17 protein-coding genes and 1 tRNA gene are annotated in these 24,084 nt (G+C 61.0%); 8 read left to right on the forward strand and 10 right to left on the reverse strand.

Annotation, left to right across the window (positions count from 1 at the left end; translation table 11 throughout):
- The first annotated feature begins 318 nt into the window (after nucleotides 1–318).
- The 7 genes from DWZ52_RS01870 (at nucleotide 319) to DWZ52_RS01900 (ending at nucleotide 8,702) form a co-directional block, all read left to right on the forward strand.
- Nucleotides 319–1,197, forward strand: coding sequence for a patatin family protein (locus DWZ52_RS01870; RefSeq protein WP_055251009.1), 879 nt, complete (start codon nucleotides 319–321; stop codon nucleotides 1,195–1,197).
- 194 nt (nucleotides 1,198–1,391) lie between these two features.
- The gene (gene rplM, locus DWZ52_RS01875; protein ID WP_022094635.1) at nucleotides 1,392–1,835 is read left to right on the forward strand and encodes a 50S ribosomal protein L13; all 444 of its coding nucleotides are present in this window, start codon (nucleotides 1,392–1,394) and stop codon (nucleotides 1,833–1,835) included.
- A gap of 2 nt (nucleotides 1,836–1,837) precedes the next feature.
- Nucleotides 1,838–2,233: a 30S ribosomal protein S9 gene (rpsI, locus tag DWZ52_RS01880; protein ID WP_022094634.1), complete on the forward strand. Its 396-nt coding sequence runs from the start codon at nucleotides 1,838–1,840 to the stop codon at nucleotides 2,231–2,233.
- Nucleotides 2,234–2,355: 122 nt separating this feature from the next.
- Nucleotides 2,356–3,693 (forward strand): phosphoglucosamine mutase, encoded by a 1,338-nt coding sequence (gene glmM / locus DWZ52_RS01885; protein ID WP_118384786.1) that lies wholly within the window; start codon nucleotides 2,356–2,358, stop codon nucleotides 3,691–3,693.
- Between the two features lie 67 nt (nucleotides 3,694–3,760).
- A complete protein-coding gene (locus DWZ52_RS01890) occupies nucleotides 3,761–4,258 on the forward strand; it encodes a PTS glucose transporter subunit IIA (protein ID WP_035136902.1) in 498 nt (165 codons plus the stop codon).
- Nucleotides 4,259–4,529: 271 nt separating this feature from the next.
- A complete protein-coding gene (gene nagB, locus DWZ52_RS01895) occupies nucleotides 4,530–5,258 on the forward strand; it encodes a glucosamine-6-phosphate deaminase (RefSeq protein ID WP_118384787.1) in 729 nt (242 codons plus the stop codon).
- Between the two features lie 444 nt (nucleotides 5,259–5,702).
- Complete coding sequence (locus DWZ52_RS01900; protein WP_118384788.1) at nucleotides 5,703–8,702, forward strand: BTAD domain-containing putative transcriptional regulator; 3,000 nt, start codon at nucleotides 5,703–5,705, stop codon at nucleotides 8,700–8,702.
- 69 nt (nucleotides 8,703–8,771) lie between these two features.
- Here DWZ52_RS01900 and DWZ52_RS01905 read toward each other — a convergent pair whose 3' ends face one another.
- The 6 genes from DWZ52_RS01905 to DWZ52_RS01930 form a co-directional block, all read right to left on the reverse strand.
- On the reverse strand, nucleotides 8,772–9,071 hold the full coding sequence (locus DWZ52_RS01905; RefSeq protein ID WP_035136905.1) for a YhbY family RNA-binding protein: 300 nt from the start codon (nucleotides 9,069–9,071) through the stop codon (nucleotides 8,772–8,774).
- A gap of 182 nt (nucleotides 9,072–9,253) precedes the next feature.
- On the reverse strand, nucleotides 9,254–9,883 hold the full coding sequence (locus tag DWZ52_RS01910; RefSeq protein ID WP_233547239.1) for a hypothetical protein: 630 nt from the start codon (nucleotides 9,881–9,883) through the stop codon (nucleotides 9,254–9,256).
- 575 nt (nucleotides 9,884–10,458) lie between these two features.
- A complete protein-coding gene (locus DWZ52_RS01915; RefSeq protein WP_035136908.1) occupies nucleotides 10,459–11,823 on the reverse strand; it encodes a PFL family protein in 1,365 nt (454 codons plus the stop codon).
- 108 nt (nucleotides 11,824–11,931) lie between these two features.
- Nucleotides 11,932–14,490 carry a homocysteine S-methyltransferase family protein gene (locus DWZ52_RS01920; RefSeq protein ID WP_199579068.1) on the reverse strand — a complete coding sequence of 853 codons (2,559 nt, stop codon included), beginning with the start codon at nucleotides 14,488–14,490 and terminating at the stop codon, nucleotides 11,932–11,934.
- 9 nt (nucleotides 14,491–14,499) lie between these two features.
- The gene (locus tag DWZ52_RS01925; protein WP_117640108.1) at nucleotides 14,500–15,288 is read right to left on the reverse strand and encodes a hypothetical protein; all 789 of its coding nucleotides are present in this window, start codon (nucleotides 15,286–15,288) and stop codon (nucleotides 14,500–14,502) included.
- Nucleotides 15,288–16,160, reverse strand: a complete 873-nt coding sequence (locus tag DWZ52_RS01930) for a methylenetetrahydrofolate reductase (RefSeq protein ID WP_117640110.1) — start codon at nucleotides 16,158–16,160, stop codon at nucleotides 15,288–15,290. Before DWZ52_RS01930 ends, DWZ52_RS01925 begins: the two co-directional genes overlap by 1 nt.
- A gap of 426 nt (nucleotides 16,161–16,586) precedes the next feature.
- Between DWZ52_RS01930 and DWZ52_RS01935 the strand changes: the two genes are divergently transcribed.
- Complete coding sequence (locus DWZ52_RS01935) at nucleotides 16,587–18,674, forward strand: glutamine synthetase III (RefSeq protein ID WP_118384789.1); 2,088 nt, start codon at nucleotides 16,587–16,589, stop codon at nucleotides 18,672–18,674.
- Nucleotides 18,675–19,122: 448 nt separating this feature from the next.
- On the opposite strand, the gene DWZ52_RS01940 is transcribed toward DWZ52_RS01935, so the two are convergent.
- The 4 genes from DWZ52_RS01940 to DWZ52_RS01960 all read right to left on the reverse strand — a co-directional run bounded on the left by DWZ52_RS01940 (nucleotide 19,123) and on the right by DWZ52_RS01960 (nucleotide 23,642).
- Nucleotides 19,123–19,199 (reverse strand) — tRNA-Glu (locus DWZ52_RS01940).
- A 100-nt stretch (nucleotides 19,200–19,299) separates the two neighbouring features.
- Nucleotides 19,300–21,477, reverse strand: a complete 2,178-nt coding sequence (locus DWZ52_RS10085) for a MurT ligase domain-containing protein (RefSeq protein WP_233547240.1) — start codon at nucleotides 21,475–21,477, stop codon at nucleotides 19,300–19,302.
- Between the two features lie 45 nt (nucleotides 21,478–21,522).
- Nucleotides 21,523–22,566 (reverse strand): hypothetical protein, encoded by a 1,044-nt coding sequence (locus DWZ52_RS01955; RefSeq protein ID WP_118384790.1) that lies wholly within the window; start codon nucleotides 22,564–22,566, stop codon nucleotides 21,523–21,525.
- Nucleotides 22,566–23,642 carry a hypothetical protein gene (locus DWZ52_RS01960; protein ID WP_118384791.1) on the reverse strand — a complete coding sequence of 359 codons (1,077 nt, stop codon included), beginning with the start codon at nucleotides 23,640–23,642 and terminating at the stop codon, nucleotides 22,566–22,568. The genes DWZ52_RS01955 and DWZ52_RS01960 overlap by 1 nt, the downstream gene beginning before the upstream one ends.
- Nucleotides 23,643–24,084: the final 442 nt, after the last annotated feature.

The raw sequence follows: 24,084 nt of genomic DNA on the forward strand, positions 1-24,084 counted from the left end.
GTAAAGAAAACGCCTCAGTGACGCAGAGTGGGACGCGTTTTCCCAATGACTGCCCAGGCGGAAACCGCATCCCGGAATCTAAGCTCGGAATGGGATACATTTTCCGGATGACGCCTCAAGTGGAAGCTGCGACCCGGAATCGAGCCGTAGAGTGGGACATGCTTTCCCCATGGCAACCCAGGCGGAAAGCGCATCCCGGAATCGCCCCTCAGAACGGGACGTGCTTTCCGCCAGCCGCCCCCTCAACTCCAAAACCCATGCGCCCTCCATCCCAAAACTGGGTAGAAGAAAGTCAAAACGCAATCGCAGGAGGTCAATATGACTGCAGAAGATAAGGCAAAGAACGCCGGCAAGGTCGCGCTCGTCTTGGAGGGTGGCAGTTTTCGTGGGCAGTTTACCGCCGGCGTGCTCGACGTTCTCATGGAGGCCGGTGTCGAAATTCCGGCGGTATATGGCGTATCGGCCGGTGCGCTCAACGGCGTCAACTACAAGTCACACCAGATCGGTCGCGTCAATCGCATCAACCTGACCTTCTGCAATGACAACCGCTACATGGGTGCCGCATCCTTCGCATCCACGGGCTCCATCGTGGGTTACGACTTTATCTTCAACGATATCCAGGACCGCCTGGATCCCTTTGACAACGAGGCGTTCGACGCGAGCCCCATCGAGATGTACGCCGTCGCGACGGACATGCTGTTTGGAACCGCTGCCTACCTGCCGGTCAAAAGCGCCGTGCTCGACCTCGATGCTGTGCGCGCCTCCACCTCGCTGCCGCTGGTGACGCCGCCGGTCGAGATCGACGGGCACAAATACGTCGACGGCGGCGTGGCCGATTCGGTTCCTATCGAGCATGTGCTCGAGGAGGCGGGCTTCGACCGTGCGGTCGTCATCGTCACCCAGGACCGCTCGTACGAGAAAAAGCCCTACGAGTTTATGCCTGCCGCGCGCGCCCGCTATGCCGACTACCCCTACCTGCTCGAGGCTATCGAGACGCGCCACGACCGCTATAACCTCCAGCGCATGCACCTGTGGAAGTATGAGCGCGAGGGCCGCGCGCTGGTCATCGCTCCGCAAAAGCCGGTCGAGGTCGGCCATGTCGAGCACGATCCGGCAAAGCTTTTGGACCTGTATATCCAGGGCCGTCAGGAGGCAAAGCGCCTGCTCGCGGAAATCCAAGAGTTCGTTGAGCGCTAGCGACGGCGAACCCTCAAAAAATGACAACAGCTAAAGAGTTGGAAAAATCACGGCTCGTGGATGACATGTGCAGAAACTCTGGTCGGAGCCAAAATACCTGTTGACTCGAGCGGCGAGCGGGGTAATATGGACGGGTTACTTGCAGAGCCCCGTGAATCTCTGTAACAACACGTACTGTACATGGAGGAGTCTAAGTGATTTCGAAATCGACTCACTACGCCAAGCAGGGCGAGGTCCAGCGCAACTGGGTTCTCGTCGACGCCGATGGTGCTGTCCTGGGCCGTCTTGCCACCCAGATCGCAATGATCCTGCGCGGTAAGAACAAGCCCCAGTTCACGCCCAACAGCGACTGCGGCGACTTCGTTGTCGTCATCAACGCCGATAAGGTCCAGCTTACCGGTAACAAGGCCGACACGAAGACCTATTATCGCCACAGCGGCTACAACGGTGGCCTCAAGGCTGAGAGCTTCCGCCAGGCTATGGAGAAGCACCCGGAGAAGGTCATCGAGCGCGCCGTTCGCGGCATGCTGCCCAAGACCACCCTCGGCCGTGCCCAGATGACCAAGCTTAAGGTCTACGCTGGTGCCGAGCATCCGCACGCTGCCCAGAACCCCACGAAGATTGAGCTGGAGGCTTAAAGATGGCTGAGAACACCGTTGTCTACCAGGGTACCGGCCGTCGTAAGAACGCCGTCGCCCGCGTCCGTCTCGTCCCCGGCACCGGCAAGGTGACCATCAACAAGCGTGACGCCGAGCAGTATTTCGGCCGTCATCAGCTCGTTGAGAACGCCCTTGCTCCCTTCAAGGTGACCGACACCGCCGGTCAGTTCGACGTTATCGCTCTGTGCGATGGCGGCGGCATCTCCGGTCAGTCCGGCGCTCTGCGCCTGGGCATCGCTCGCGCTCTTCTGAACGCTGGCGATTACCGTGCTGACCTCAAGAAGGCCGGTTTCCTTACGCGCGATGCTCGCGTGGTCGAGCGCAAGAAGTACGGCCTCAAGAAGGCCCGCCGCGCTCCCCAGTTCTCCAAGCGCTAAGGTTTTATCTCCTTACGAGATACAATGTACAAGCGGGGCCTACCGACTGCTCGGTGGGTCCCGCTTTTCTTTTCGACTAGGGTGGGCGGCTTCGTTTTGCCCACTTGGGAAGGAGCGATCCTATGCCCCAGAACATCTTCGGTACCGATGGCGTCCGTGGCGTCGCCAACGCCGACCTCTCGTGCGATCTCGCGTTTCGCCTAGGTCGCGCGGCGACCAAGTTTCTTGGCCCGGACATCTGCATCGGTCGCGATACGCGTCTTTCGGGCACCATGCTCGAGAGTGCTCTGACCGCCGGTATCATGGCCGAGGGCGGCCGTCCGCACTGCTGCGGCGTTATCCCTACGCCGGCCGTGGCACTGCTCACCGTTCAAAATGAGCTCGACGGCGGCATCGTCATCTCCGCTTCGCATAATCCGCCGGAGTTCAACGGCATCAAGTTCTTTAGCCGCAAGGGCATGAAGCTTCCCGATGCTGTCGAGGAAGAGATCAGCGCCTGGGTCATGTCCGAGGAGGCCATGGCTGCCGACACGCTGCCGACCGGCGCCGGTGTGGGTCACATCATCAAGATGAAAGATGCCCGCAAGGCCTATGTCGATCATGCCATCAGCACGCTCGACGGCCTTAAGCTCGACGGCCTGGTTGTTGCCGTCGACTGCGGCCACGGTGCTTCCTGCCAGACCACGCCCGCCGCGCTGCAGCGCCTGGGCGCCACGGTTCATGCCATCAACACCGATTACTGCGGCACCGACATTAACGTTGAGTGCGGCTCCACTCACCTTGAGCCCCTGCGCGAGCTCGTGCTGCGCACCCACGCCGATATCGGCCTGGCCCACGACGGCGACGCCGACCGCGTGCTGTTCGTCGACGGCGAGGGCAATGAGATCGACGGTGACTACATCCTGGCTATCTGCGGTTCTGACCTCGCCGCCCGCGGCAAGCTCGCCAACTCCGAGATCGTCTCGACCGTCATGTGCAACCTTGGCTTCTCCATCGCAATGAAGGAGCAGGGCTTCGAGATGGTCCAGACCGCCGTGGGCGACCGCTATGTTCTTGAGCGCATGCTCGCGGATGGCGCCGTCATCGGCGGCGAACAGTCCGGCCACATCATCTTCCTGGAGCACAACACCACCGGTGACGGTCTGGTGACGGCTCTGCAGCTGCTGGCCGTGCTCAAGCGCACCGGCCGCACCCTCACCGACCTTGCCGGCATCATGAAGAAGTACCCGCAGGTACTCGTCAACGTGCATTCCGACAACAAGGCCGGCCTGGACGATTGCCAGCCCATTTGGGACGCCGTCGCTGCCGCCGAGAAGGAACTCAACGGTCGCGGCCGCATCTTGGTGCGCCCGAGCGGTACCGAGCCGCTGGTTCGCGTTATGGCCGAGGCGGAGACGCACGAGCTGACCCAGCGCGTCGTCGACGACATCGTCGAGGTTGTCAAGCGCGAACTTCCCTAATGGTCAAAAACGGGTGCCAAGTGGTAAACTGTTAAGGCAATTTTGATTGGTATGTCCGAGGGGGAGCATGTTCACTAAAGTCCTAAGGTCTTTTGGTATGCGTGGTCGAGTCCTTACGCTGGATGCTCCCATCTCGGGCGACGTCATTCCGTTGTCTGAGGTCAATGATCAGACATTTGCCACCGGCCTTTTGGGCCAGGGCGTGGCGATTCAGCCTACCGGCACGCGTGTGATTGCGCCGGCAGACGCCAAGGTCGAGGCCATTTTTCCCACGGGTCACGCCGTTGCGCTCAACACGGTCGATGGCTTAGACGTGCTCATCCATGTTGGTTTGGACACTGTTCAGCTTGAGGGCAAGCACTTTACTGTACATGCGCAAGTGGGTGACATCGTCCATAAGGGCGATGTGCTCATCGAGTTCGATCGCGAGGCAATTGCTGCCGAGGGTTACGATGTGACGGTTCCCATCTTGGTGTGCAACTCCGTTGAGTTCTCGAGCATCAAAGGCTCCGTTGGCGAGCATGTCGAGGAGATGGACCAACTCATCGTCGCGCGCGAGCGCTAGCAGGGCGCTTTGCCTTTAGCCTACAATTCAAACACGTTTATGGAGGGCGCCCTTGAAAGAGGGCGCCCTCCGTGGCAAGATGGGATTTGTCCGAAGCTAAACGGCTTTGGGTCACCGTGGACGGGCAGGGGCCTCGACGCGGCTAGACACGAGACACATACATTACGCGACCTCGCCCTGGTGGCCGCACACGTTGGTTGCGGCCGACGCGGGCCGCGGGCAAGTGCTTGTAAGGGGAGCCTTGCCTCTCTTGTACGAGAAAGGACGCGTAATGAAGATCATTAAAGCTAAAGACTACGAGGATATGAGCCGCAAGGCCGCCAATATCATCTCGGCCCAGGTTATCCTCAAGCCCGATTGCGTGCTGGGTCTTGCCACCGGCTCCACCCCGATTGGCGCCTACAAGCAGCTCGCCGCTTGGTACGAGAAGGGTGACGTCGACTTTGCCGAGGTCAGCACCTACAACCTTGACGAGTATCGTGGCCTTTCGCACGACGATCCCCAGAGCTACCACTACTTTATGCGTGAGAACTTCTTCGATCACATTAACATCGACCTGAACAACACGCATGTGCCTGATGGCTCCAATCCCGACGCTGCCGCTGCCTGCTCTGAGTACGACGAGATCGTCGCTGCCGCCGGTTACCCCGATCTGCAGCTGCTCGGCATCGGTAACAACGGTCACATCGGCTTCAACGAGCCCGATGACCACTTCTCCAAGGGTACGCACTGTGTCGACCTTACCGAGAGCACTATTCAGGCCAACAGCCGCCTGTTTGACAGCATCGACGACGTGCCCCGTCAGGCCTACACCATGGGCACTCAGACCATCATGTATGCCCGCATGATCCTGGTTGTCGCCAATGGCGAGGCCAAGGCCCAGGCCGTGCATGACATGTGCTTTGGTCCGGTTACCCCCGAGTGCCCTGCCTCGATCTTGCAGCTGCACACCAACTGCGTTGTCGTTGCCGACGAGGCCGCCCTTTCGCTCTGCGAGTAGCGAAAGCCTATCACCTCGACATAGCTTTGCCGAAGGCCTCCGCTTTGCGGGGGCCTTTTTGCTGAGCGTACGCCGTGTACTTGACGAAAACCTTGCCGCGAACTTGACGGGTACGTCTGGTGCAGCATGATTCATTCCATAACAGATACTATGCATAAATGCTATGAAAAGGTCGCAGACGGTAGCTGGCGCTAGGTGAGTTGCGCAACATAATTGAACAGCGTTCATTTGAGGTACACTGCCAAAGGATGGGACAAGCTGGCAAGCGCATTGACCTGCGCAAAGACTGATTGGTTGGGGGATAAGTTTCAATCGGACCACGCTGAACAAAAACTTGCCATTTGCGTACCAACAAACATCCTAAACCGTAGCATCGCTCTATTCATCTAGCGATACATATGGTCTAGCGTTACGGTGTCCATGTGGTCGAGTTGAGGAGCGGGCATGGTTAACGATTTGGGCAATACGGACGACCTCGAGCTTATGCCTCTGGGCAGTAGCTATATGGTGCGGCGCGATCGCTTGATGAACGAACTTATCGCCAAGGGCCGAAAGGCCGGCATCGTAGTCCTCTACGCGCCTGATGGCTTTGGGAAAACCTCGGTGCTGCTGCAGTATGCCCAAGAGGTTAAAAGCGATCCGACGCGAGGCCCCGTGCGAATCATCGAGGCAGACCGCGCCATTGGGCGCGAGGTGTTTATGCAGCTCGAGGTCGTTACCGAAGAGCTTAAGGACAAACCGCACTCCCTGATTGCAATCGATAACGTGCCTAACCTCAGCCAGAGCGAGACCGAGGAACTGATTGACCGAATCCGAAGTCTGCGTGCTATGGGGGTTGGAGTCTTTATGAGCTGCCGTCCTTCGAATCGCCAGCTGATTCATGGACTGGGCGATTCGATTAAAGTCAACGCGCAGATGCTCAAGGTGCATGCCTATGAGTATTCGGCGTGGGCATCGGCGTTTTCGATCAGCACATCGCTCGACTTCTATCAGCTTACGCAGGGTGTGCCCGAGCTCGTCTCGGCTATGCAGTCGGGACTATACGGGCAGGGAGACGTTGCCCAGATGCTCGAAAACGAGATCGTCAATATTTACGGTGCGGCACTTGTTGATCTGGCGTCGCTCGAGAACAACGCCCTGTTTAGTGTGGCATGCTTGATGGTCTTAATGGGTGAGGGCAATATTTCGGAGCTCGAGGCCTGCGGTGTTAGGCTTTCGGCGATTGACCAGTCCTATCTCGTCCGCGATTATCCCATTTTTGGCGTTGATCCGGCAGGCCGGAGCTTTACCTGCTTGGGTACCGAGGACAACGCACGCCTGCGATTGCGCAAGCTGGTCGCCGAAATTCGCCCCGAACTCGTTGTGCGGGCGGCGCGTATATTGATTAAAGCGGGGCGCTGCGATACCGCGATGGACCTCGCCGACGCGTTTTTGGACCGCAGTGCGGTGTTGGAGCTTGCCGGGCAGTATGGGGTCGATCTGGCCCTGACAGGGCATGGAGGGGATGTCTGCCGCGCGGCGCTGGGAAAGTCCGAGGCAGATGGCCAGGCATCGGAGCCGACGCCTGACGAGGCGCTCGGCATCTATCTGGCGGCGGTGAGCGTCTCCAATACAAAGCTCGCGCGGTATATGGCCTCAATTATCGAGCGTGCGGGCGAGCAAGCGATTTGCGAGCTCGATCCCGTGTCGTGGAAGGTGGCGCACGCGTTTACGGCCGCCTGTTATGGAGATAGCGGTCTGGGGCTTCCGGCAAGCCGTACAGCGTTGGAAAGTGAGGCGTCTTGTGCCGCACTCGACATGCTGTCCGCACATGTCGAGATAAAGCATGGGCTGACCGAGCGGGCGAAGGGTGGCGAGATCCTCGCGGGGCTCAAAACGGATAAGGCCTACGATTGTGAGCTCGATATCGCGGGGACGTTTGTGCGGGCGGACCGCATGTTGACGGAGCTATTTGATGGATCGTATGCGGGGATCGATGAGCGTGATGACGAGATGGCCCTGACGCTCGAGGCGCTCGAAGCGCGTGGAATCCGAGCGCTCGCCATCTGGGTGCGCATGGTGTTATCGGCGCGGCGCCTGCTTGCCGGCATGCCGGTGACCGACGAGCAGGCATTCAATGAGCTCGACCGTTTTGCCGTGCGCGTGCGTGACAACCAGATTCAGCTGTTTGGCCTGTTGCTAGAAGGCTGGCAGTCGCTGGCAGAGGGACGGCCGGTTAATGCAAAGTTCCGTGCGGTCCAAGTGCTCAAACTTGCCGAGGAGTCGATTGCGTACATGCGCGATAACGCATTGCTGTTGGAGCGCGCGGCGTATCTGCGTAACACCTCGATGGTTTCGGTGCGCGAGGAAGCGGAGTTGCTCGATATAAGCCAGACGCAGGTTGGTGGAGCGGAGGCCTGGATGGTGGCGCTGCATTTGGCCTGTGCGGGCCGAGACAGCGATCTTGCGGCCTGGATGTCCATGAATCGTGCGGGGATTCTAGAGCCATCGTATCGGCTCTTTGCGCGCCTTGCCATGCATTGTCTGGGCGAGCCGGCGACCAGGATTCGCAAGAAGCTTCCCGTGCGCGAGTTATCGCGGTATTCGCTGCGCGACGATCTGGAAGGGGAGGGCGAGCGCCTGTTCCAGGCCGGCGAGGTTGAAGCCGTTGATACCATCGACCATATCGAGATTCGCATGTTTGGGGCGTTTCGCGCCGAGCGCGACGGGTTTCCCGTCACGGATAAGATGTGGCGCCGCAAGAAAGCGGCGACGCTTGCCGAGCGGCTTGCGCTGGGTATGGATGCGCTGGTCGACCGCGAGACGCTGGCTATGGAGCTGTGGCCCCATGCCGAGTTCAATAGCGCTCGTAACAATCTGTACTCGACGATATCGCGCCTGCGTTCGGCCTTGGGGCCGACACCGGACGGCAAGTCGTGTGTGCTGATCCAAAACGAGTGCATTGGGCTTAACGGCGATTACGTCAAGACTGACGTGCGGTTGTTTGATCAGATAAGCCGCGAAGTTTTGGGAAATCGCACGGGTGCGCGCGGACCCCATCTGGTCGACCTGTGCCTTAAGATCGAGCAGCTCTACGCCGGCCCGTTGTATGTTCCCAATGGCTGTAATCCCACCTACTATTTGCGTATGCGGCGCATTATGGAATCGAAGTATATCGACTGCATGATTCGGGGCGCGAATGCTGCTCTAGAAGAAAACGACCTGCAGTCGGCGGTATGGCTGGTGGAGTCGGGGCTGCGGCAAGAGACGGCGCGCGAGGACATGGTGCGTTGCGCTATGCGCGTCTACGGTGCGGCGGGGCGACGACGCGATATCGTCGAGCTGTACAGTGGGCATATGCATCACCTGAGGGAGCAGGTCAATGGCGTGCCCGAGCCCGAGACGCGGCGTCTGTACGAGCGCTTGGTGGAGGGCAGACTCAACCGCGTGCTCGTCGAGCGATAAAAAATGAGCGTCCGAATTGCTCGGACGCTCGCAAGCTTGATGTATGTTGGCTCGCCGGATCGTCGGCTCTTAGACGAGCTTAATCTTCTCGATGTCCTTGCGCGAGGACTCGCGATACAGCGAGAACTTGCGGCCGATAACCTGGACGACCTCGGCGTGGCAGCGCTCGGCGAGCTCCTCGGCGGCCTCGCGGGCAGAAAGGCTGGAGCCGTCCAGCACGGAGCACTTAACGAGCTCGTGCTTCTCCAGGTAAGCGACCGTCTGCTCGACGGTGCCCTCGTTGATGTCGGACTTGCCGATGATGATGGCGGGGTTGAGGTGATGGGCCATGCTGCGAAGCTGCTTGACCTGGGCTCCTGTCAGTGCCATGGGTTCTCGCTTTCTATGTTATGGGGCGCCCCGCGATGGGGCCTTAATCTACGTGAACTGTCCCACGATAGCGCAGGAACGGCGCGGTATGGGGCGTGTTTGACCAGTTCAAAAAGAATGCGGATGCCGAGCGGGAGAACAGCGCGGGTTACAGGTGGACGTGTACTGCGGCCGAAAGCGGTCTATGGACGGCTCGAAGAGACCGGCTCCCATGCAATAAACGCCCAACGGACCTTGCGGACGTGGTCGAGCATGTAGCGCCCTTGCGGCACGCCCTTGGACCCTGGCTCGCCGGCATGGGGATTTTCAATCATATGCTGAGCGACGTAGACGCGCAGACGGTCGATCTTATCCTCGTTACCGTGCTCGAGCATGCGGGAGAAGTCCACCACGCCCGCCTCAAGGCTATCGAAGGTATCGCGACGAGGCGATTCAAAGTACGTAACCTGCGGCAGGGCACCCATCTGAACGAGGATATTAAAGGCATACACAAAGCCATTGCTGCAGGTAACCGAGGCACCGATGGCGTTCATCAGGTGCAGGTCATAGCGTGGGCTGGAGTTGGCGACCATCGTAACGGCACAACGCCGACGAGCCGTTCGATCAAGCTTGGCAAGCGCGCCTTTTAGGTTGGTCGTGGTGACAGAACGACTGGCAAAGGCAACATCTACCGCTTTCGCGACCGGTCCAACCAAATCCCAGTCATCATCCCAAGCAAGCTCAAGCGGTGTAATGCGATCCTCGAGCCCATAGTACTCAATGCCGGCATCAAGCGTGCCCAACATGGCAGGGGAAAAGTCAGCAGCAATCACAGGATGCCCAGTCTGAGCAAGCGGAATAGCAATCGCCCCAGCCCTACACCCCATATCAAGCACCGATTCACCAGGCTTTAACGCCAACAACTTCATAAGGTCCCGGGCATACGGAGCAGTCTCAAGCGGCCGAAAATGCCGAGCCCGCTTATCCCACTCAAAAGAATCATCAGCCCGCCGCCGACCAGCCTGCAGGCGCATCCATTCTTGGTTCCAATCTGTGGAAAGCAGCTCAGAGCGAGCATCCCCATCAACCACGGGCCAACCTCCTAGCAACAAAAAAGCGACTCCCCCCAAAAGAAGAGCCGCAACCAGCATATATCAGAAAGAACCGATCCAACGCCAAACCGCCGTACCAGCCAAGCGGTGCAGGAGCGAAGCAACTGCAACCGGGATAGAACCCAACCGAGGTCCCGTTGTGCGGGAGCCCCGGGGAGGGCAAATATATAAGGTCGATCGCGAGTTCCGCACGAGCCGGAGAGCACTTAATGTGCTCTCCGTGCGAGTCAGGACTGTCCGAGCAGGCGACCTTATATATTTGCCCTCCCCGGGGCTCCTCGCCTCGTATCCCTGGGCTAGTTCTTCAGTGAGTTCAGCGGAGCCGGGAAGCGTCCACCACGGTGGGCGAGCACGGTGCCGGCGTTGGGGTTCACCGGCATGATGGGCGCACGGCCGAACAGGCCGCCGTACTCGACGCAGTCGCCCACACCCTTGCCGATGGCAGGGATGACGCGGACGGCCGTGGTCTTGTTGTTGATGACGCCGATGGCCATCTCGTCGGCGATGATGCCGGCGATGGTCTCGACCGGGGTGTCGCCGGGGATGGCGATCATGTCCAGGCCAACGGAGCAGACACAGGTCATGGCCTCGAGCTTCTCGAGCGAAAGCGCGCCGGCCTCGACGGCGGCGATCATGCCGGCGTCCTCGGACACGGGGATAAAGGCACCCGAGAGACCGCCCACGCTGGAGCTGGCCATGACGCCGCCCTTCTTGACGGCATCGTTGAGCATGGCGAGCGCGCAGGTCGTGCCCGGGCCACCGCAGGTGCCCACGCCGATGATCTCGAGGATGCGGGCAACGGAATCGCCGATGGCAGGCGTGGGAGCCAGCGACAGGTCGACAATGCCCTTCTCGACACCCAGACGATGGGCGGCCTCGCGGCTCATGAGCTCGCCGGCACGGGTGATCTTAAAGGCGGTCTGCTTAATCTTCTCGGCGACTTCCATCATCGATGCGGAATCGGGCAGCGTCTCCAGGGCTGCGGCCATAACGCCGGGGCCCGAGACGCCTACGTTGATGACGGCGTCGGCCTCGCCACCGCCGTGGACGGCGCCCGCCATAAACGGGGAGTCCTCGACCATGTTGGCAAAGCAGACAAACTTGGAAGCGCCGACGGAATCCTGGTCGGCCGTGAGTTTAGCGGCATCGATGATGGTCTGGGCGGCCATGAGCACGGCATCCATGTTGATACCGGCGCGCAGGCTGGCGACGTTGACGCTGGAGCAGACGCGGCTCGTGGTGGCGAGCGCCTGGGGGATGGACTGGATGACGCGGCGGTCGGCGTCGCCGATGCCCTTCTGGACGAGCGCGGAGAAGCCGCCCAGGTAATCGATGCCGAGCGTCTCGGCCGCGCGGTCGAGGGCGTGCGCGATGGGGGTGAGGTCCTCATCCTTGCAGCACGCGGCGATCTGGGCCACCGGGGTGACGGAAACGCGCTTGTTGACGATGGGGATACCGTACTCGCGCTCGAGGTTCTCGGCGGTCTCGACCAGATGCTCAGCCGTGTGCGTCACGTGGTCGTAGATCTTCGTGCACATGCGGTCGAGGTTCTCGTCACCGCAACCCATGAGCGAAACACCCATGGTGATGGTCCTGATGTCGAGGTTCTGCTCCTCAACCATGCCGCGGGTTTCCGCGATTTCTGCGGGCGTGATCGCCATCCTTGCGCTCCTATCTGCCAAAACGAGCATAGTCTTTTCTATTCTAACGTGCCGCACGTGCCAAGTGGCGCATGCGGCACGTTTTGGTGCTCGGTTGTTTCCGTTGTGTTACTGCCCAAAGACCTCTTCGGCGATACGAGCGCTTTCGGCGGCGTCCTTGGCGTAGTAGTCCGCGCCGATCTGCTTGGCGTATTCGGGGGTGAGCACGGCGCCGCCCACGATGATCTTGACGCCCGGAACCTCGGCATGGAGCAACTTGATGGTCTCTTCCATGGCGACGACCGTGGTGGTCATAAGCGCCGAGAGGCCGACGAGCTTGATGTCACGCTCCTGCACGGTCTTGAGCACCTCTTGCGGGTCGACATCGCGGCCTAGGTCAAAGACGGTGTAGCCGTAGTTATCGAGCAGCATCTTGACGATGTTCTTGCCGATATCGTGGATGTCGCCCTTGACGGTGGCCACGCAGATCTTGCCCTTGTCGGCGATCTCGCCGGCGGGCATCAGGCGCTTGATGGTGTCGAAGCCCACGCGTGCGGCTTCGGCCGAGGCCATGAGTTGCGGCAAGAAGAACTTGCCCTGGTCAAAGAGGACGCCCACCTCGTCGAGGGCGGGGATAAAGTGGTTGTTGATAAGGTCCATGGCGTCGTGGTCTGCCAGCAGACGCTCGGTCTCGGCAGCGATCTCGCCTTTGCGGCCCGAGACGACCATGCGACGAATCGGGTCGTCGTTGCCGTCGGTGCCGGCGGTGCCGGCAGCGGGCACGGTGTCGGTCGATGCGGCCTGAGCTGCTGCCGGGTTGGCGGCGATCTTATACGGATCGGTCCAGCCGGCATAGCGCTCGATGTATCCGGTCGAGCCCTCGTCCTCAACGCTCAGGACGCGATAGCTGTAGATGGTGTCCATAAAGCGCTTGGAGCCCGGGTTCATGATGGGGGCATCGAGGCCCGCGCCAAAGGCGGCGGCCAAAAAGACCGAGCCCAGCAGCGGGCGGGCAGGCAGACCAAAGCTGATGTTCGACACGCCGAGCGCGCATTTGACGCCCAGGCGCTCCTTGCACAGGGACATGGCGCGCAGGATCTGCTCGGCCTGGCGTTGATTGGTCGAGGCGGTCATGACCAGGCAGTCGATGAGGATACGGTCCGGGCCGATGCCGTAGCGGGCAGCCTCGGCCACGATGCGCTCGGCGATGGCAAAGCGGGCCTCGGCGGTATCGGGGATGCCGCCTTCGTCGAGCGTAAGGCCGACAACGTTGGTGCCGTAGTGGGCGACCAGCGGGAAGATCTCGTCCATGATCTGCTGCTTGCCGTTGACCGAGTTGATGATGGGCTTGCCGGCGTAGCGACGTACGGCGGCCTCGACGGCGGCGGGGTCGGTGGAGTCGATCTGCAGCGGCAGCAGCGTGGAGCCTTGGAGCTGCTCGGTGGCCTGTTGGATAATCTTGACCTCGTCGATCTCGGGCAGGCCCACGTTGACGTCCAGGATGTCGGCGCCCTGCTCCTGCTGGCTGATGCCCTGGCTCACCACGTAGTCCAGGTCGCCGTCGCGCAGGGCCTGCTGCAGGCGCTTTTTGCCGGTGGGGTTGATGCGCTCGCCGATGACGGCGATCTTGTGGCCGTCGCAGGGGAGGTCCACGACCGTCTGGGCGCTCGTGACCGACATGCTGGGCTTGCGGTGGCGCGGACTGGGCGTGTGGTTATCGATAAGCGTGCGCAGCGCTGCCATGTGCGCCGGCGTGGTGCCGCAGCAGCCGCCCACGACGCTTACGCCGTCCTCAATCATACCGGCGACGGCCACGGCGTACTCGGGCGCCTGGATATCAAAGACGGTGTTGCCGTCGTCGTCCACGCGGGGCAGTCCTGCATTGGCCTGCACCATAACGGGCTTGTCGGTGACGGTGAGCATACGCGCGGCGAGTCCTCGGAGCTCGGCCGGGCCCTGGCTGCAGTTGATGCCAAGGACGTCGGCGCCGATGGCGTCGAGGGTGATGGCGGCGACCTCGGGGCTCGTGCCCAAGAAGGTGCGGCCGTCTTCCTCAAAGGTCATGGTGGCAAAGACGGGCAAGTCGGAGTTCTCGCGGCAGGCGAGGACTGCCGCCTTGATCTCGGCAAGATCGGTCATGGTTTCGATAATAAAGAGGTCAACACCCGCGGCGACGCCAGCGTGCACCTCCTCGGCAAAGAGATCGTAGGCCTCGTCGAAGCTGAGGGTGCCCAGGGGGCGAAGCAGCGCACCGATGGGGCCGATGTCGCCGGCGACGTAATGGGCATCGGCCGCGCGGGCGCAGGTGACGGCCGCGGCAAAGACGTCTGCCACGGTGGCGGCACCGTCGAGCTTGTGGGCGTTGGCGCCAAAGGTGTTGGCGGTGATCACGTCGCAGCCGGCTTCGACGTACTGACGCTGGATGTCGGTAATGACCTGAGGCTCCTCAAAGTTGAGCAGCTCGGGCAGGGCGCCGGCCTTCATGCCGGCCGCCTGCAGCATGGTACCCATGCCGCCGTCGAACAGCAGGTGTCCGGTGCCCTTGATGGCGGCGCGCAGACGATCGTCCTTAATGCGAAGGTCGTCGATCGTGCGCGTCTTGTATGCAGCGCCATTACGGCGTGCGGCATCAACGGGTGCCGCCAGCGCGGCACCGTCCAGATCATGAGTGATAAGCGGAGTAAACATCGATGGCTCCTAATGGCTGGAATAGCAGGTGGTGTGGGCGGCGCGGAAGCGGCAGTGCTCACGCATGCGGCAGATATTGCAGGTGGGGCGGCTCTGGGCGTCGTGGACTTCGCCGTCAAACAGACCAATCACCGCGGTCACGCTCTTGGTGGGCATGAGCAGGCTGGTCGGCGTGACGGTAAGCCCGATGAGCCGCGTAGCGTTGAGCGCAGCCACGATTGAGCGCTGGGCCGAGAGCGGGCAGTCGCCATAGCCGGGACTAAAGCGCCAGTTACCGGCGAGCCCGTGTGCAGCGGCCGCAGCCTTGACCTGCTGGTCCATCTGCTCGACGGCGGCTTCTACATAGGCAGAGCATGCGGCGTCGAGCACGGCGCCTTCCAGAGGCTGCTGGGCTCCCGTGGTGCGCAGGCGACGCTCGGCGTTCATGCCGAGGGTGCATGCCATGAGTGCGGCAAGGCGGGCGTCCTTAAGGTGGCGATAGATATCACGACCCCGCAGCTTAACATTGGTGCCAACCAAGCGGATGCAGGGCTCGCCCTGCTCGTCGACGCCCGTGGCATCGACGGCAAACACGCGTCGCACGCCGCGGGGCTCGATATCCAGCTCTAGGCGCTCGACTACAAGCTCAATTCGTCGGGACAGCTCGGGCTCAATCTGCTGGCCGCCGTAGCCCAGATACCGCAGCATCTCGGCACGGTCGACACGAGGGTGGTGGGCAGCGTCGATACGGTAAAGCGCCGGCGACGCAAGGTCGGCCGGCACTTCAACAACGGTTGTATCGATGTGCGGTTTTTCCATTACCCTAGGCGCTCCATAATGGTCGCGGCGATCGCAGGACGATTCATAGTGTACAGGTGCAGACCGGCGGCACCGTGCTCCTTGAGGTCGCAAAGCTGACGGGCGGCATAATCTACACCGGCTGCCTGCAGGCTCTCGGGGTCGTTCTCGTACTTGGCGAGAATCTTGATGACGGGGGAGGGCAGCGACGCACCGCACATAAAGACCATGCGGCTGATTTGCGACTTGCCCATAAACGGCATGATGCCCGCGGTAATGGGCACGGTGATGCCCGCCTTGTCGGCAAGCTCGCGGAAGCGGTAGAAGCACTCGTTGTCAAAGAAGAGCTGCGTCACAAAGAAGCTCGCGCCGGCGTCCTGTTTTTGCTTGAGGTATTCGACCGAAGCGTTGAGGTCCTCACAGGCAATGTGGCCCTCGGGGTAGGCCGCGGCGCCCACACAAAAGCCGGCGTCGACAAGCTCGGGGATGAGGTCACGGGCGTAGGCGTAGTCCGAGGCGGGCTTGTCATCCTCGGTCGCGCCAGTGGGCAGATCACCGCGCAGGGCCAGGATGTTTTCTACGCCGGCGGAGCGGTATTCGTCGATCTTGGCGACGATATCGGCGTGCGAGCGGCCCACGCAGGTGAGGTGCGCCACCGAGGGCGTATTGAATTCGCTCGTAATCATATGCGCGATGGGGGCGGTGGTGGCGCCATTGCCCGAGCCGCCGGCAGAGCAGGTGACCGAGACAAAGCTCGGCGAAAGCTTGCACAGATTGCCTGCCACCTCGCGAGCCGTGTTGAGGGTAAGCTCGCCCTTGGGCGGGAACATCTCAAACGAAACGGGTGCGGTGCCCTGGGATGCTGCCTGCTTAAAAACCTCGTCGACGCGCATATCGTGCTCCTTTAGATACGTAATAGTGTGATGTGTTGTAAGGATTCTACAGCACCACTGTGTCACGGTGGAGTTTCACTCGCTATTCGGGGATACCAATCAAAGATGCCTTGCTATCGACATTCCCTATAGCAGAGCGGTCAATCTAGGATGGGGCTATAAAGACTGGTATCTGATACGAAATACCAGTTAATAGAGCCCCATCCCAAATTGACTACCCTTAAACCATGGGGAGAGGTCTGCAATTTATACAGTTGATTGGCTGTTGAGGGCGGCAACGCCGCCGCGATGCGGTAACCTCATTGATTGGTTTCGCGACAGCAACATAACGGTAATGTCGCGGAAACACGGCGAGTCTAAGCTATGACTCGTTCGTTAGTAATCAACACCGCATCTCACGCGGTGCCGATACGAAGGGAGTTCCGTATGGCCGATCTTACTGACCGCTTCGGGACCATGGTGTTCTCTGAGGAAGTCATGAAGGACTACCTCCCCAAGGACATTTGGAAGCGCCTTGCTGCAACCCTCGAGGACGGTGAGCCGCTCGACTTGGATGTGGCCAACGCCGTTGCCCACGCCATGAAGGTCTGGGCCATCTCCAAGGGCGCGACGCACTACGCGCACTGGTTCCAGCCGCTTTCGGGCATTACTTCCGAGAAGCACGATAGCTTCCTCGAGCCCAACCACGACGGCACCGCCATTACCAAGTTTACGGGCAAGAACCTCATCCAGGGCGAGCCGGACGCCTCCAGCTTCCCCAACGGCGGCCTGCGTGCCACCTTCGAGGCCCGTGGCTACACCGCTTGGGATCCCACCAGCCCCGCCTTTATCAAGGACGATGTCCTGTGCATCCCCACAGCTTTCTGCTCCTACACGGGCGAGGCCCTGGACAAGAAGACCCCGCTGCTGCGTTCCATGACCGCGCTCTCGCGTGAGTCCAAGCGCGTTTTGGCGCTGTTTGGTAAGACCCCCAAGAAGGTCGTTCCTTCCGTGGGCGATGAGCAGGAGTACTTCCTGATCAAGAAGGACGCTTACCGCAAGCGCAGGGACCTGGTCATCACCGGTCGCACCCTCTTTGGCGCTGCTCCCTGCAAGGGCCAGGAGCTCGAGGAGCACTACTTTGGCGCTATCCGCCCCACCGTCTCGTCCTATATGAAGGACCTGGACGATGAACTGTGGGCGCTTGGCATTCCTGCCAAGACCAAGCACAACGAGGTCGCTCCCTGCCAGCATGAGCTCGCCCCTGTCTACGGCGAGGTCAACGAGGCCATAGACCAGAATCTGGTCATGATGGAGAAGATGAAGCTCATCGCCTCCCGTCACGACTTGGTCTGCCTGCTGCACGAGAAGCCCTTTGAGGGCATCAACGGTTCGGGCAAGCACAACAACTGGTCGCTTGGCACCGAGTCCGAGAACCTGCTCGACCCGGGCGACACCCCGCTCGACAACCTGCAGTTCATCGTCTTCCTCACCGCGGTGATCGAGGCCGTCGATAACTATCAGGAACTCCTGCGTGCCTCCGTTGCCTCGGCCGGCAACGATCATCGTCTGGGCGCCAACGAGGCTCCTCCGGCGATTATGTCCATCTTCCTGGGCGACCAGCTCACCGAGGTCGTCGAGAAGATCATCGATGGCAAGGCTTCCGTCCATGCCACGCGCGGCGTGCTTGACCTAGGCGCCGATACCCTGCCCAAGCTGATGCAGGACAACACCGACCGCAACCGTACCTCCCCGTTCGCCTTCACCGGCAACAAGTTCGAGTTCCGTGCCTGCGGCTCCGAGCAGAACGTCTCCGACTCCAACCTGGTGCTCGATGCTGCCGTGGCCAAGTCGCTCAAGTCTTTCGCCGACGCACTCGAGGGTACGCCCGAGGATAAATTCCAGGACGCCGCGCTCGAGTACTGCAAGAAGGTGCTGACCGATCACCAGCGCATCCTGTTCTCCGGCGACGGTTACTCCGACGAGTGGCCCATCGAGGCCGAGAAGCGCGGCCTTGCCAACAACAAGACCACGGCCGACGCTCTTCCCGCCTTTGTTTCCGATAAGGCCATTGCGCTCTTTGAGGAGACGGGTGTCCTGACCCGCGCCGAGGCCCAGTGCCGCTATGACTGCAAGCTCGAGAAGTACAACAAGCTCATGAACATCGAGGCTACCACGATGGTTCGCGAGGCGCGTCGTACCTATCGCCCGGTCATTACCGCCTATGCCACCAAGGTCGCTAAGGGCCTTGAGACTATTCGTGCCGCCGGTGCTGAGGCCGCCATGCAGTGCGAGCAGAACACGCTCAACAAGCTCTGCAACGGTATCACCGCCATCAACGACTCCATCAAGGCGCTCGACGCCGTACATCAGAAGGCCGAGGCTCTCGATGGCCAGGAGCAGGCCAACGTATACGCGCACGAGGTCGTTCCCGCTATGGATACGCTGCGTGCCGCCGTGGACGCAATGGAGGAGATCGTGGCCGCCGACTACTGGCCGGTTCCGACCTACGACGACATTCTGTTCTACGTGTAGAACGTAACCGACATATCGTCACGGTATTGAGCCGGGGTCCGCATCGCGCGGGCCCCGGCTATTTGTTTGCGAAGGACGCTTTGGATCCCGCTTTGCAACTGATTCGCCCACGCAATAAGGGGTCGTGGGCAAAAAACGTCAAATATGAGTACTGTCACAAGCCCTGTAGCATTATCTTTTTGCAAAATATGCAGTGTTACGCAACATATGTCCAAGTACTTAGCTGATAAATGCCTGCAATTCCTCCGCCATAGGACGCCTTGTGTCCAAATCGCCTTCTGATGGCATGAAATCGCTGTTACTAAATTGGTAACAGTACTCATATTTGCTATTTTTTGTCCACGGGCCCTTGGATGACAGTGTGATTTTATGCCTTCGGGGTTCGAATCCCGGCGTTGGAGAAGAAAAAAGCCCGTCACCACAAGGGTAACGGGCTTTGCATTTCAAATGGTGCCCCCAGCGGGATTCGAACCCGCGATATCCACCTTGAAAGGGTGGCGTCCTTGGCCGCTAGACGATGGGGACAGCGGGAAAGAGTATAGCAGACTTTTTTGCCGGCGCGTATATCGTTGGCAAACTGGAAAACCACCACAAAGGTGCCTGTCTCCTTTGTGGTGGTGGGGCGTTAGGGGAGGAGCTTCATGGCGGCGTCGTGGGCGGCGTGCTCGTAGGTGTCATCGAGGGGTTTGAGCGGCAGCAGGGCGGCGGCCTGTGCATCGCCACGCCGCTCGAGGGCGTGGGTAATGAGCCAGTCGGCGAGCTCGGGGTTCTTGGGTAGCGCTGGTCCGTGCAGGTACGTGCCGATGACGCCCTTGTAGATGAGGCCCTCAAGGCCATCATCGCCGTTGTTGCCGGTGCCCGTGACGATGGACGTTCCGAGCGGCGTGGCCTCTGCATCGAGCAGGGTGCGACCTCCATGGTTCTCGAATCCCACAAAGGGCTCGGGTGCCAGATCGGTTTTGACGGCTACGTTGCCGATCAGGCGATCGGAGCCACGTACGGTTTCGGCGGCAATGACCCCCAGACCCTCGATGCGATCCTCGCCCATATAGTACGAACGGCCGAGCAGCTGATAGCTGCCACAGATGGCAAGCAGCGAGCCGCCATCCTCAACATAGGCCGCGACCTTGTCTTTTTGGGCGAGCAGCTCGTGTGCCACGGCTAGCTGGTCGCGGTCGGAGCCGCCGCCCATCATGACGATGTCGGCGTCGGTCAGGTCGAGCACCTCGCCCATACGGACCTCGTCTACACGCGCGGGAATGCCACGCCAGGCGCAACGGCGCTCGAGCGCGATAACATTGCCGCCGTCGCCGTAGAGGTTAAGGGCATCGGGATACAGGTAGACGATGCGCAGCGGGCGCGAAAGCTCGACTGGTGCGATGCCGACAGGAAGAGCGCTGCCGTCGGCACGGGCTACGGCGCGGGCAGCAACCGTGGCTGCATCGGCGCCCTTCAGTCCGTCGAGCTCCTTGACCAGCGGCGGGAAGGCCGTGTAGTTGGCGACGGCGTAGAAGGTGTCATTGGCGGCCTCGTCTGCCACGTCGCCAATTGCCTGCGCGACGTCCGAGATAATCGCGGCATCGATGCCGGCGTACTTGAGGCGCACCTGCATGTCGTGCGCGCGCGTGCCTCCGGCAAAGGCGACAAGACCCGGCGTGTCGGCGATGCGCTCAAAGTCGACGTCGTAGATCCACGATACATCGTGGCCGTCGGCATCGTTGTCGTTGAGGAAGAAAGCGCAGAGTCTGCCGCCTGCCGTCTTGATGGACTGGATTTGTCGATCGAAGCCTACGGGATTCTTAGCCAGGTTGGCCTCGACGGTGCGGCCGGCGATATCCCAGCGCCCCATACGACCACCGGCGGGCACATAGACATCGAGCGTGGGCTGCAGGTGCGCCGTATCCACGCCCAACTCGTGCGCGGCAAAGAAGGCGGCGGCAACGTTATAGACCATGTACAGGCCGTTGTAGCGTGTGGCGATGTGTGCGGCAGCCGCGTCGGGCGCAGATCCAAAGACCAGGTCAAAGCCGTAGCCGTCGCAGCCGAGCTCCACGCCCGTCACGCGACGGACAAGCGCAGGGCGGGCCCAGCCGCACGAGGGGCAATGGTAGGCGCCGAGCTGGCCGTATTGCACGTAGTCATACTCCAGCGGCGCGTTGCACTGTGAGCAAAAACGTGAGTCGCTAATACGGTCGGACTCGGTGTTGGTGGCGCCGTCGATGCCAAAGGCAATGCTCGCGTTGGGAACGCGCGCGGCAATCGAGGCACACAGCGGGTCGTCTGCGTTGTAGATGAGCGTCGTTGCCGGCGAAAGCTCCAACGCGTGGGCGATGACCTCCTGGGTGTGATCGATCTCGCCGTAGCGGTCCAGCTGGTCGCGGAACAGGTTGAGCAGCACAAAGTACGTCGGCTTGAGCTTGGGCAGGACGCGTACGGTGTAGAGCTCATCGCACTCAAAAACGCCCACGCGCTTGCCGCTGTCAGTGTGCTTAAGGCCGCCGCGGGCCTCGAGCAGAGCACCCACCACACCGGGCTCCATATTGTTGCCGGCACGGTTGCACACCACGGTAGCGCCGCTGGCGGCAACGGCGTCGGCGATGAGGTTGGAGGTGGTGGTCTTGCCATTAGTACCGGTGATCACCACGCTGCGATCGACCAGGCTCGCGAGGTCGCTTAGCAGCTCGGGGTCGATCTTCATGGCGATGCGGCCGGGGAGTACGCCACCCTGGCGCTTGAGGACGGAGCGCAGTCCCCAGCGAGCGATATCGCTCGAGGTGCAGGCAAGAGATGAGCGGAGGTTCATGAAACCGTTCCTAACGTAAACGACATGGTCGGGTCGAGTGCGTCACTAAAATCCATAGCGGCGCGCAAATTCCTGGGCAAGCTGCGACACGTCTTCGCAGGCATTGGCCCAGGGGGCAAAGTCGGGAGTGTCCGAGATAATGCCGTCCGCTTCCCAAACGGCCTGGTGCGAAAGATCCCAGGGATCGCGTGGCTCGGGCCGGCAGGGAAGGTACGGTGTCTGGTACATGGGGTTCAGTAAGAAGAACGCACCGCCCTCGCAACGGTTGGCAAACTCACGCAGCGCGCGTGTCGCCGGGCGCATCTTGTTTGTTTTGAACAGCAGAATCGTGCGGGCGAGCAGGTACCAGGGAGAGTTCTCGAGCGCGTCAGCCCCGATCTCTTCCTCGAGCTGGTGGGCTAGGGCAAAAAAGCCGTCCTGGTCTTCCAGGCGAGCGAGGGCGAGCAACACGGTGCCTGCGGCTCGGGTGGGGTAGCCTTCCGCCTTAAGGACGCGGCGGGCGTAGTTGGCGGCAGCGCGGTAGCGGGCGCTCGCCATGCACAGCTGCGAGATGGCCTCGAGCGTGTGAAGCCACCCGATAAGAGCCGGCTCGCTCACGGTAAGGTCTGCTGCGGTGACACCATCGGCCAAAACATTATTGGCCCAGTAGTGCGGGGCTTCCATGTCGAACCCGGGCACGCTTTGCTGCAGGTAATCGGCCGTGGTCGCCTCGAGCTGCATCAGATCGCCCAGGCAGGTGTCGACGGGCGTGTCCGCCAAAATGATGGCGAGCAGCTGGGCATCGAGGACATGCGCATCGATGCGGACGATCTTGAGCAGCTCATCGCGCATATCGTCGAACAGGCGGTTGCGCGTCTGCTCAAACTCCTCGTCGCTGCCCATGTCCTCGATGCGATGGAGCTCGTCGAGCAGGTGGCGATGAACGCCGGCATAGGACAGCAGTGCCTGGGCATGCTCGGCCTGCGCATACTTTTGAGGATTCGCGCTAATGTCGTTATGGACAAGCTCGCGTGCTGCATCGGTGAGCTCGGGGTGCGACGCCAGATAGGTGCGCTCCAGGTAGGCGGGGATGTAGACGCTCGGATCCATTAGAGGTCCCCTCCCTTAAATGGAAGCCCCTGCTCGGCCGCGCGCAGGATGCGCTCGTCGATCTGGGAACGCACGATGTCGTTGGTGGCGATCCAGGCGGCAAAGCTGGCGTTGTCGGGAGCGCCCAGGCCCTCCTGCAGTACCGGCGTCGCCTCGGACAATGCAAGGACAAGCTCGTCGGTCGAGCCCACGCCCACGTTAACGCGGGCATAGACGCCATCGGGAAACTCGGTTTGGAAGTAGAGCGCCTCGGCGGCGTGGGGGCACGAACGCACAAGGATACGCAGGTAGTGTTCGGCACCCTCGTAGTCCAGCTCGCGCCAGGCTGCGCTCATCAGTGCGATGAGCGTCCACGGGTCCAAGTCGCGCTCTGCATCCTTGGGACGGCGGCGCAGCGGGGTATTCGCGAGGTACGGCACGGAGTGAGCGGAGCGAAAGCGCTTGAGCTCCTCGGCGGGGTATTCGAGCTTTGCCATGGCGAGCATCGCGGTGTGGCGGACACCAGCGGGGTCGTTGGGCGCAAAGTCCAAGCTGCGATTTGCGGCTTCGAGCGACATGCGATAGCGGCCGCTAATGAGGGCGCGCGATGCCAAGGCGGCAAGCCAGCGCAGATAGGGGCGGCGCGTGAGGTCGCCAGCGGCCTCACGCTCGTAGGGGTCCTGAGCCGAGGCGATCTTGAGCGCCAGGTCGTGTTCGACTTCATCGCACTTGGACACCAGGTACTGTAAGTATTCCTCGTTGGATTCGGCGGTGAGCGCCGTCAGCATGCGCTGGGCATCCCAGTTGGCCGGATCGAGCGCGGCTGCCTCGCGGAGCATGTTCTCGGCTGCGGCTTCTTCTTGCTCTGCCTGGGCGTCGTCGGGGATAAAGGGGATGCGGTAGTCGACAGCCTCGACCACCTTGGCAATGAGGTGCCCGGCGCGGTCGCGGTCGTGCACGATGAGCGGCGCGGGGTTGCGGGTGAATTGCTCCATCAGACGCTCGACGGCGGGGCCGTCGGTGAGCGGGATATTGTCGCGGCGCAAGGCCTCAAGAACGAGGCGATGGCAATCCTCTTGAATGGGATCGAATGCCATGGGGCCTCCTTTGCTGCGGTTAGGGTTCAAATGTCTCTATATAAAGTTCTAGTTTACCCGCATGTGGCACACCGGGGGTGCCGCACTTGGACATGCACCTTTGCACCACGAAGACGGATGTCGCACAAATGTCGGCACCTTGGACGACTGAGTGGTATCACGGTGCCGCAAACGGTCGATTTTTGGCGGCGAACGGGGCGCATTTTGGAGGGGCACAGTCCTGCCCGGGATATGTGGTCAACCTTGATAAAACGTTTGCCCAGCTTGGGAGTATGAATGCCCCACAAGGGTCTTCAGGGATAGAAAAAACGTTTCATCATTGTCGGCTTTAGGTGAATAACTGACCAACCAGAACGGTAGAATAGTGTTTGTCTGAGCGTTGAGACGTTTAGACATCGCGCATTGTCATCGCCGGCAACGCGCAAAACGGTCCTAACGGAGC

This window comes from Collinsella sp. AF33-16, from assembly GCF_003475325.1.
GTDB lineage: Bacteria > Actinomycetota > Coriobacteriia > Coriobacteriales > Coriobacteriaceae > Collinsella.